Raw genomic sequence first — 8,661 nt, forward strand, 5'->3', positions numbered from 1 at the left:
TATGACGACCAGGAAGGGGACACCCGTGACCGGTCCACGCATCGCGGCCGCCGCCCTCACCCTCGCTGGAGTGACGCTGGCTGCCTCCTACCTGTGGACCTCCAGCCTGCCGCTGGCGCTTATCGGTACGCTCCTGGCCGCGTTCGGCCTCGGCGGGCTGACCAGCCCCCGCCGCGTTAGCACACACCCCGAACATGAGCCGCACCTACAAGGCCTGTGGGAGACCGCCCGGCACCTGTCCGCCGACCGCGTACTCACCGACCCCGCCACCGGGAACCGGCTCTGGGTCGAACGCTTCCGCGGCTTCGTCACCCTCGCCGTCGCCGACCCCGACGAGCCGGACGCCGACCGCGCGGCGACCGTGACGCGGTACATGCTCGCCTTCGGCCGCAGACCGCTCCCGGCGCCCCTGTTCCGTCACCTCACCCCGCTCCACGACGCCGCTGCGGCAACGATGTCGTGGCGGCAGGCCCGAGAGGTGCTGCGGCTGGCCGACCAGACCGGTACCGCCGACACCACGCTCGCCGAACTCATCGAGCTGTGCGCACAACTCGACCGCGCCGTCGCGGCCATCGGCGACGAGCCGTGAAGAACCTCGCCATCCAAGGGAGAACCGATGCCCCAGCAACCCGGCGACGAGGTGCACAAGACCGACTGGAAGCCGCCCGCCCCGGCCGCGGTGCCGCAGCTGCGTGCCGCGATGGCCCGTCAGATGCGCAGCCCGTGGGAGGTTCGCCACACGACCGGGGCACTGGCCATGGGACGCGGGTCGATCATCCCCAACGCGCCCACCCCCGAGGCGGCCGCCCAAGTACTGTGCGAGCAGGAGTACCAGCGGCTACGCGCGGCCGAGCTGTACTTCGTCAGCGCGGAGATGACCACACTGGCCGTGGCCGCCGGCGAGTCACTTCCCGACTTCCGCCTCGAACCTCCCGACGTTCCTTCCCCGGCCGGATTCATCGTGTTCGCCGAGCCGATCGGCTCCTACATCAACACCGACGGCGGATTCACCGCCCGGGTGCCGATCGTCGCGGTCTGCTGGGGCCCCTGCGACCTGCCCGCCTTCCCACGCGGCGGCGTCTGGTTCACCTACTACGCCCCCACCGACTTCGCCGGACTGGAACGCATGCTCGCCACCCAGGCCGGACGTCCGGCACGCAGCGCCGAACGCGCCCGGCTACGCCAGATCCGCGGCCCCCTCACCTGGGACAACGAAGCCGCGATCGGATACGGCTCGCAGGCCAAGGCGCACTACAAGCCCGGCGACAGCCATACCGGCGACCCTGACTCCTTCGCCCCCTGGGCCCAGACCCTGCGCGCCGCATGGCTGTTGATGAACCAGCCCAACATCGCCGAAGCCGAGGACCTCCACGGAACCCGCGCCTCAGCCCGCCGAGACCAGCGCGACGGCCTGCCCACCGGACCCGTACGGCTGCTGCACCTGCGCCCTGCCACCCGCGCCCCGGGCGCCCCCGACGACGACCACGCCGCTCGCCAGTACACCTGCCGATGGATGGTCAAAGGCCACTGGCGCCAGCAGTGGTACCCCAGCCGAAAGGTTCATCGCCCCATCTGGATCAACCCACACATCAAAGGCCCCGACGGCAAACCGCTCAAGACTGGCGAAACCGTCCACATCTGGGACCGGTGAACATCGACCCGAACGGAGTGGGTCGGCAACCTGGTCTTGCGCCCGTGGAGGGCGAACGGCCCGATCATTGTTTTGGCGGCCGACATCACGCGCGAACGAGTCAACAAGCTGATCATGCTTGATCCCCGCCCGAGCACCCTCAAGCGACTACGCCGGGAACTGGAGACGCACGGCTTCCCCGTCCCGCCCGGCAGCCAGCCCGGCGGGCAGTGACCGCGATGGGCAACCGCGCTGTGGTCGTCGCCCGGTACTAACGGTGTACCGGGTCCTGGAATGCGCCGGAGCCGCCACGTGACCACGCCCCAGACTTGCTTACGCAACGCGTAAGTTACTTGACTCGCAACCCTCCCTCTTACGGTACCCGTAAGTTACGATGGTTCTGTGAGTGATCAACTAGGCACGTCCGACATCGCACGGCTACTGGGGGTCTCCCGGCCTCGGGTGTGGCAGTTGCGCAAGGACCCGACCTTCCCCGAATCCGCAGGCCGCGACGAGCAGGGACGGGAGTACTGGTACGAGTCCCAGATCCTGCGGTGGGCGGCCACCACCAAACGCGACCTGGCCGCCCGCGCGCCCCTGCTGTTCCGCCCCGCCTCCGGCCAGGGCGCCTACTACCTGGGCACCAGCATGGTCGACGGGTACGTGATCCTGAACTGGGATAGCGAGCTCGGCAGGATCTGTTTCCTCTACAGGCCCCGCGGCATGGAGGCGGGCCGAATCGTCCACGCGCTGAACAAGCTACTCCCCAAGACCGGAGCGGACGCCATGGTCGGCATGGACGCCGGGTTCCACGACGCGTGGGGTCCGGAGCTGCGCGCGGTCGACAAGGCCCACCCCGACCGGCATTACCACCCGCGCTGGACCGACCTCGCCCAACTGCTCGGCATGCCGGTGCCCTACTGGCCGTCCGGCCTGACCATCCCGAGAGAGATGGCCCGCTGGCGGCCGGGAAGCCCGCCGCTGGTCCTACCGCCCCGCCACCCCGCCCTGGACACCGGGCCGCTGCTGCGGCTGGTCTCCGACAGCCCTGACGGCTCCACCGTGGCCGCCGCCGCGCTGGAACTGGCCCGCGCGATCGACGCCCAGGCCGCGATGGGCGCCCGCAGCGACATCGACCTGCTGGACGAGGCCCACGACCGCGAGGCCATCACCCTGGCCGCCACGCTGCTGCAGGTCGAGGAGGCCCCCGACGTCGAGGAATACTGGCTGCGCGACGGCTGGGCACAGATCCTCAAACGCACTGACCGGCTCGCCGAAGACTGCGTCGACCTCGCCCTGCGCTGGAACTCCGGCCGCTACTTCCCCTTCTCCACTCCCAACCATCTCGACCCCGAACGCTCCGCCGAAGCCGCTGAGTTCATCTCCCGGCTGCAGCCCGCTGAACGCACCGCCGCCGCCCAGGTCTTCGACGACTGGACCACGGCCGGCTACTGGACCGACCCCGCCACCGACCTGCCCGTCATCACCACTCCCGAAGGCGAGGCCTGGGCCGCTACCCCGCAAAGGCTCCCAGCCCAATCCCCGCTGCACACAGTCATCCTCCGCGATCAGCAGGTCTGGATCCGCACCAGCGACGGCACCCTCTACCTCGCCCCAGAAGACGGCGACGGCCTGACCTGGGGGTACCGCGGCAACGGCCCCACCACTCTGGCAATGCTCCTCAACCGGCTCTTGGAGGACATCAACGCCCCCGCCGTCCGCAGCCTCCGCGAAGAGCAGCCCAATCCCGGGCTCCTGCGCATGGCCGAACGCGTCCCCCAAGACGAGGGCGGTGTCTTCACCCGCGACCAGCTCATCTCCGCCCGCAACGGCAACTGAACTACCGACCCAGAACGGGCCACCGAACAGTGCCGTGCGCCTGATCCGCCGGGACACCGGGGTGTGCTGCAGTTCCCCGGACTCCCGTAGCCGGTCGAACTCGCCGTTCACATCCCAGACGAACCTGCCAGAGTCAGCGCCGGCGTCGATGGTGCACGCAGATTCCAGCCCTGCATCGAAGTAGGCCGTGTCGCCATTCGTGAAGCTCGTCGGGGGGCTACCTGGATCTCGTCACCAGAGCGCGACCACCCAAAACGCCCCCGGCTGGATGCAGAGGAGTTTTGATGTGTCGGCGGGGTCACCGGACCTTGCTCCGCCGCTGCCACCGCCAATGCCGTGACCTGCACGCATCCGAGCAATACACCGCATCCCGCCGGGCCTTGCCCGGCAGGATCTGCCCACAACTCGGACACACCCGCTGCCCAGGCGCCGCCACAACCCAAGCAGACAGCACCATCTCCGCTGGTCACCATGCCTCCGCCAGCCACAACCGCCGCACACACGAGATCAAAGCTCAGGAACAGGGACTAACTCTCCCCGACCGCGTTCGCCATGCCGAGCCGGTGGCGCTCCAGACGGATCGCCCCCAGGTGGCGGGCCTGGTAGATCCGCGCCCGCCACACCGCCGCTGGCGAGCGAGCCGGGTTCCCGTAGCTCTCCCAGAACGCTTCGCGCTCGTCCTGCTTCGCCGTCGCCATCCGGATGGACCAGTCGGCCTGCGGGTCTCCGAATTCAGTGCGGTCGAAGTCCAGTACACCGACGATCGTGGGCTCTGCCGCGGAGGGGTCCAGGAGACAGTTGACGGTCCACAGGTCCCCGGTCAGCAGCCGGGGCTCGGTGACCTCGTCCAGCACGGCGCGGTCATGGGCGGCCGCGGCGGCGACCTTGCGCACATCGGTGGAGTCCAGGCCGACACTGTCCAGGTCGGTGGCGATCTTCTCCAGCGACGCGATCACCGCCTCGCTCCAGGTGCTGTAGCCCGGACCGGCCACCGGACCGAAGCGGGGACCGCGCACCCCGTGCACGGCCCGGGTGATGGCGCCCAGCTGCCGGAAGAAAGCCGGCCAGGCTGTGCGCGGGTAGGCCCCAAGCCGTTCAGGAGCGGGGACGCCGTCCAGGTAGGTCTGGATCATCCAGTCCCGGCTGACCACCTCGTGTGACCAGTCCGCGGCGATCACCTGCGGCATCAGCGACGCAATCACCGACAACCAGGGCACGCTCGCGAACTCGTTGCGCATCAGATGCCGCTCGGAGCGGAACTGGCGGCCCTCCTGCGGCGCGACCCGCAGGACCACCGGATGCTCACGCCCGGCGAGAGTGACGCGGTAGACGTTGTTGTACATGCCCGTGCCCAACTCGACCACGGAGACGGGCCTGGCAGCAGCACCAAAGGCCCGTCGGCAGACCTTTGCGATCTCGTTCGCGGTCAGCGACTGCTGGAACGCCTCCGAAGCGCGCTCAACCGGCACGAACTCCATCCCGATCACTTCGCTTTCTGCTTGAGGTACTCAGCCGCCGTTGGCGTCGGGGCGAGGACTCGTTCCAACAACATATTCAGGGTTTCTTCGGCGAACGCACCGTCCACAGAGAGAGGGCGGTGATGATCGAGCGTTCGCTAACCTGGCGGGGGATCCTCAGCCCTCGCTCGGCCTCGCCCATGATCTCCTCGATGGCGTAGCCTGCGACGACAGGCTGACGGCAGCCCCTCCTCCAGGGAGATCGTCTGTGTCCGTGCCCCAGCACCACCCGTCCCAGCTCCTGACGACGCCGGACGGTGAACGCGTCGAGATCGACGACCTGATGGTCCCGGTGGTCACCGAACTATGGCGACTCGGCTTCGAGACACTTTTGAGCTGCCAAGATGGCGGTGAAGCAACCCTCGCCGGTACCACCGGAGCCGAACCGGATCAGGTCCAGCGGCTGGCCCGACTCAACGCCGGCCGCGCCTGGATCACCGTCCGAGCGGACGCGGCCCCGGCCCTGCTTACCGCCTTCAACGACATCGACAGTGTTCGGTCGACTCCGGCACGGGCCAACGGCTGGACATCGATCAGCTGGCCCACCTCGGCGATCGATCAGTTGGCCGAGCGCCTCGCAGCGCTACCTTGCCTCCACACCTAGCGGGCCGGGGGTCCCGCTGTCAGGCCGGGTGTCTGCCGTGTGCGTCCCCGGGGAGACCCGTCTACATGCCTGGAGAGGTGATCTTCCATCACCGACCAGAGGGAACGGTCACTGATCCTCTGCACCGCCCTCATGCGGGCTGCGGGCCTGGACGTCGGTGAGCAAGGCGACGTGTCAATGGCCATTCAGTACTCCCCGTAGGCGGCCTCGAGATCGCCCCACTGGCAGTCGCGAAGTCGTCCCCAACGGCGGCCAGGTTTTCTCCCCACCGTTGGTGCTGGTCAGGGTCAGGTGAAGGGTTTCACCCCCTGGCCTGAGGTGGCTTGGGTGAGCCGGAAAGTGTCACCCTGGGTGACCGCGATGTGGGCGTGGTGCAGGAGCCGAAAGCGTGCGGGTTCGTCGATTCCTGGACGAGGTGCGCTGGGAACCCGCGCGTGGTTGCCTGGTCTGGGCGTTGAGGTGGGGCGGGTTCGCGGGAACTGGTTGCTGGTGTCAGGTCCAGAAGTATCTGGCCAATGATCAAGCTATGACCTGTGGCTGGCCACTTATCCCTGGACGCGAAGGTGAGTGATCGTCCTATTGAAAGTGGCCTTTGTCGACGACGCTCGAAAACGAGGCCACCCAGACAGATTGGATGGGTGATCTCAGCGGAGGATTGGGCGTTGATCCGGCGGCTTGTCGCGGAGGGTGTTCCGCAGCGGCAGGTGGCTCGGGATCTGGGCGTCGGTAGGTCGACGGTGGCGCGGGCGGTGGCCTCGGATCGGCCGCCGAGGTATGAGCGGCCGCCGGTGGAGACCTCGTTCGCTCCGTTCGAGTCTCGGGTGCGGGCGATGTTGGCCGAGCACCCGGAGATGCCGGCCACGTTGATCGCGGAGCGGGTCGGGTGGACGGGGTCGATCACGTGGTTCCGCGATAACGTCCGCCGGCTGCGGCCGGAGCATCGCAGGCCCGACCCTGCCGACCGGCTGACCTGGGCGGCCGGGGAGGCGGCGCAGTGTGATCTGTGGTTCCCGCCGCGCAAGATTCCGATCGAGGACGGCAGCCGGGTGTTGTTGCCGGTGCTGGTGATCACCGCGGCTCACTCCCGGTTCACGCTTGCTCGGATGATCCCGACCCGGCGCAGCGAGGACCTGCTGTTGGCGAGTTGGGAGCTGCTCGGTGAGCTGGGCCGGGTGCCGCGGCGGCTGATCTGGGACAACGAGCCCGGCATCGGTTGCGGGAAACGGCATGCCGAGGGCGTGGCTGCGTTCACCGGCACGTTGGCCACGACCCTGGTGCGGTTGCGGCCGCGGGATCCGGAGTCCAAGGGCGTCGTGGAGCGCCGCAACGGATTCTTCGAGACCTCGTTCATGCCGGGCCGTGAGTTCACCTCTCCGGCCGACTTCAACGCCCAGTTCACCCAGTGGCTCACCCGCGCCAACAGCAGGGTGGTGCGCACGATCAAGGCTCGTCCGGTGGATCTGCTCGAGGCCGATCGGGCGGCGATGCTGCCCCTGCCTCCGGTGCCGCCACCGGTGGGATGGTCGAACCGGATCCGGTTGGGACGCGACTACTACGTCCGCCTTGATGCATCGGACTACTCCGTGGATCCGGCGGTGATCGGCAGGCTGGTCGACGTGCATGCGGACCTGGAGCAGGTTCAGGTCCGCCTCGAGGGACGGCTGGTTGCCCAGCATGCCCGGGTCTGGGCCCGTGGCATGACGGTCACCGACCCGGCGCACCTGGCCACCGCGAAGCTGTTCTGATCGTCGTCGACGAGGTCGGCTACCTGCCGTTCGAGCAAGACGCCGCGAACCTGTTCTTCCAGCTCGTTTCATCCCGCTACGAACACGCCTCGCTGGTCTTGACCTCCAACCTGCCCTTCTCCAGCTGGGGCGGCGTCTTCGGCGACCAAGCCGTCGCCGCAGCCATGATCGACCGCATCGTCCACCACGCCGACGTCCTCACCCTCAAGGGCGCCAGCTACCGACTACGCAACCGCGGCATCGACACGCTGCCCAGCGTCAGAACCCAAGATCCGAGCACCACGAGCCGGTGGCCTCATTTTCGACCGTCGCATCGGCCCCAGATTCGACCGTCGCCGACAGGCCTTTTCCGGAAGTGGCTGGGGGGCTGCGCCTCTCGACGAGGGCTCGTCCTTCAGTCATCCTCACCAGAGAGGGGTCAAGGAGGGGTCATGCCGTTCCCGTGGGAAGTGGTTGTGTCCAGCGCAGGGGGAGCGGCTGCCTCTCTGCTGGGCGTTGCGGTAGGAGCGGTGCTCTCCAGCCGGACACAGCGACAGCACTGGTCCAGGGACCGGCAGATCGACGCTTGCAAGTCGATCATCGCTGAGTCGACCCGGTGCCAGCTCGCTCTGCGGCGCAAGTGGAAGCAGAACGAGCCGATTGACTGGACTGCCTGGAACGAGGCGCTCGCATCGATTTGGTTGGTCGGCCCAGAGATAGTCATCGCCGCCGCCTATCGCATGGACGAGCTCTTCTGGGTGGAGCACGGACGCATCAAGGACGGCGAGGTGACGAACGAAGACGTATGGGCGGCCGCTCGAGATGCGATGGAGGAGGCTCGCCTGGAGTTCATCAATGCCGTTCGGGACGAGATACTCCGTGCGCCCGGGCAACTCGATAACAAGCCTGTGGCACGTCCCCTGCTTCCCCCAAGGACTCAGCAGTCACTCGCGGAGTGAGGTGAGTGGGTGGCGTGACCGCCGATCGATGGAGCTGTTGACAGGTCAGGCGTCACAGGTCTGGCTCGAACCGCCAATGATCATGTTCCTGACTTCGTGCTGAGCAGCTGTTCCCGGACGCAAGTGCGCGGACGTCTTTATCTGAAGCGGCGAGGGGAACGACCGGACCGGCAGGGCCTCCTCCAGCCCCGCCCGGCTCAACTCCTCCAGGCCAACCCGTCGCTCGCAACCGTCCTCAACGACGTAGATCGCTTCAAACCCATCGATCACGTCACGCGATCTGATGTCCACACCAGGGCCTGTTTCGAAGTGAGATGAGCGGCATGTCCTGCGCCGAAAGCAGTGAGGCCTCCGGTAGAGGGTTCATCGACCAAGAAGAACCTGAATA

8 protein-coding genes and 1 pseudogene are annotated in these 8,661 nt (G+C 67.7%); 7 read left to right on the forward strand and 2 right to left on the reverse strand.

Translation table 11 applies throughout. The features are described from left to right. Positions 1-25: 25 nt before the first annotated feature. The 3 genes from ABD340_RS44225 (at position 26) to ABD340_RS44235 (ending at position 3,469) form a co-directional block, all read left to right on the forward strand. Complete coding sequence (locus ABD340_RS44225) at positions 26-589, forward strand: hypothetical protein (protein WP_344597736.1); 564 nt, start codon at positions 26-28, stop codon at positions 587-589. A gap of 27 nt (positions 590-616) precedes the next feature. Next, the gene (locus tag ABD340_RS44230; protein WP_344597737.1) at positions 617-1,651 is read left to right on the forward strand and encodes a hypothetical protein; all 1,035 of its coding nucleotides are present in this window, start codon (positions 617-619) and stop codon (positions 1,649-1,651) included. A gap of 381 nt (positions 1,652-2,032) precedes the next feature. Further along, positions 2,033-3,469, forward strand: a complete 1,437-nt coding sequence (locus tag ABD340_RS44235) for a helix-turn-helix transcriptional regulator (protein WP_344597739.1) — start codon at positions 2,033-2,035, stop codon at positions 3,467-3,469. 527 nt (positions 3,470-3,996) lie between these two features. Here the strand turns inward: ABD340_RS44235 and ABD340_RS44240 are convergent. Continuing rightward, complete coding sequence (locus tag ABD340_RS44240) at positions 3,997-4,947, reverse strand: phosphotransferase family protein (RefSeq protein ID WP_344597741.1); 951 nt, start codon at positions 4,945-4,947, stop codon at positions 3,997-3,999. 247 nt (positions 4,948-5,194) lie between these two features. Between ABD340_RS44240 and ABD340_RS44245 the strand changes: the two genes are divergently transcribed. From ABD340_RS44245 to ABD340_RS44255, 4 genes and pseudogenes are all read left to right on the forward strand, one after another. Then, entirely contained in the window at positions 5,195-5,590 is a 396-nt protein-coding gene (locus ABD340_RS44245) for a hypothetical protein (protein ID WP_344597742.1), read from the forward strand. 563 nt (positions 5,591-6,153) lie between these two features. Then, complete coding sequence (gene istA / locus ABD340_RS44250) at positions 6,154-7,335, forward strand: IS21 family transposase (RefSeq protein WP_344597744.1); 1,182 nt, start codon at positions 6,154-6,156, stop codon at positions 7,333-7,335. 50 nt (positions 7,336-7,385) lie between these two features. Then, positions 7,386-7,511: pseudogene (locus tag ABD340_RS48240) on the forward strand (ATP-binding protein); the annotation flags it as partial. Positions 7,512-7,766: 255 nt separating this feature from the next. Then, complete coding sequence (locus tag ABD340_RS44255; RefSeq protein ID WP_344597746.1) at positions 7,767-8,273, forward strand: hypothetical protein; 507 nt, start codon at positions 7,767-7,769, stop codon at positions 8,271-8,273. A 45-nt stretch (positions 8,274-8,318) separates the two neighbouring features. Here the strand turns inward: ABD340_RS44255 and ABD340_RS44260 are convergent, their stop codons facing one another. Continuing rightward, positions 8,319-8,543 carry a hypothetical protein gene (locus ABD340_RS44260; protein WP_344597747.1) on the reverse strand — a complete coding sequence of 75 codons (225 nt, stop codon included), beginning with the start codon at positions 8,541-8,543 and terminating at the stop codon, positions 8,319-8,321. Positions 8,544-8,661: the final 118 nt, after the last annotated feature.

It is taken from the genome of Actinomadura vinacea (assembly GCF_039532545.1).
GTDB classification, from domain to species: Bacteria; Actinomycetota; Actinomycetes; order Streptosporangiales; family Streptosporangiaceae; genus Spirillospora; species Spirillospora vinacea.

Coding starts and splice junctions, on each gene's coding strand:
- ABD340_RS44230 (WP_344597737.1), top strand. CDS start 617: ATGCCCCAGCAACCCGGCGACGAGGTGCACAAGACCGACTGGAAGCCG.
- ABD340_RS44240 (WP_344597741.1), bottom strand. CDS start 4,947: ATGGAGTTCGTGCCGGTTGAGCGCGCTTCGGAGGCGTTCCAGCAGTCG.
- ABD340_RS44255 (WP_344597746.1), top strand. CDS start 7,767: ATGCCGTTCCCGTGGGAAGTGGTTGTGTCCAGCGCAGGGGGAGCGGCT.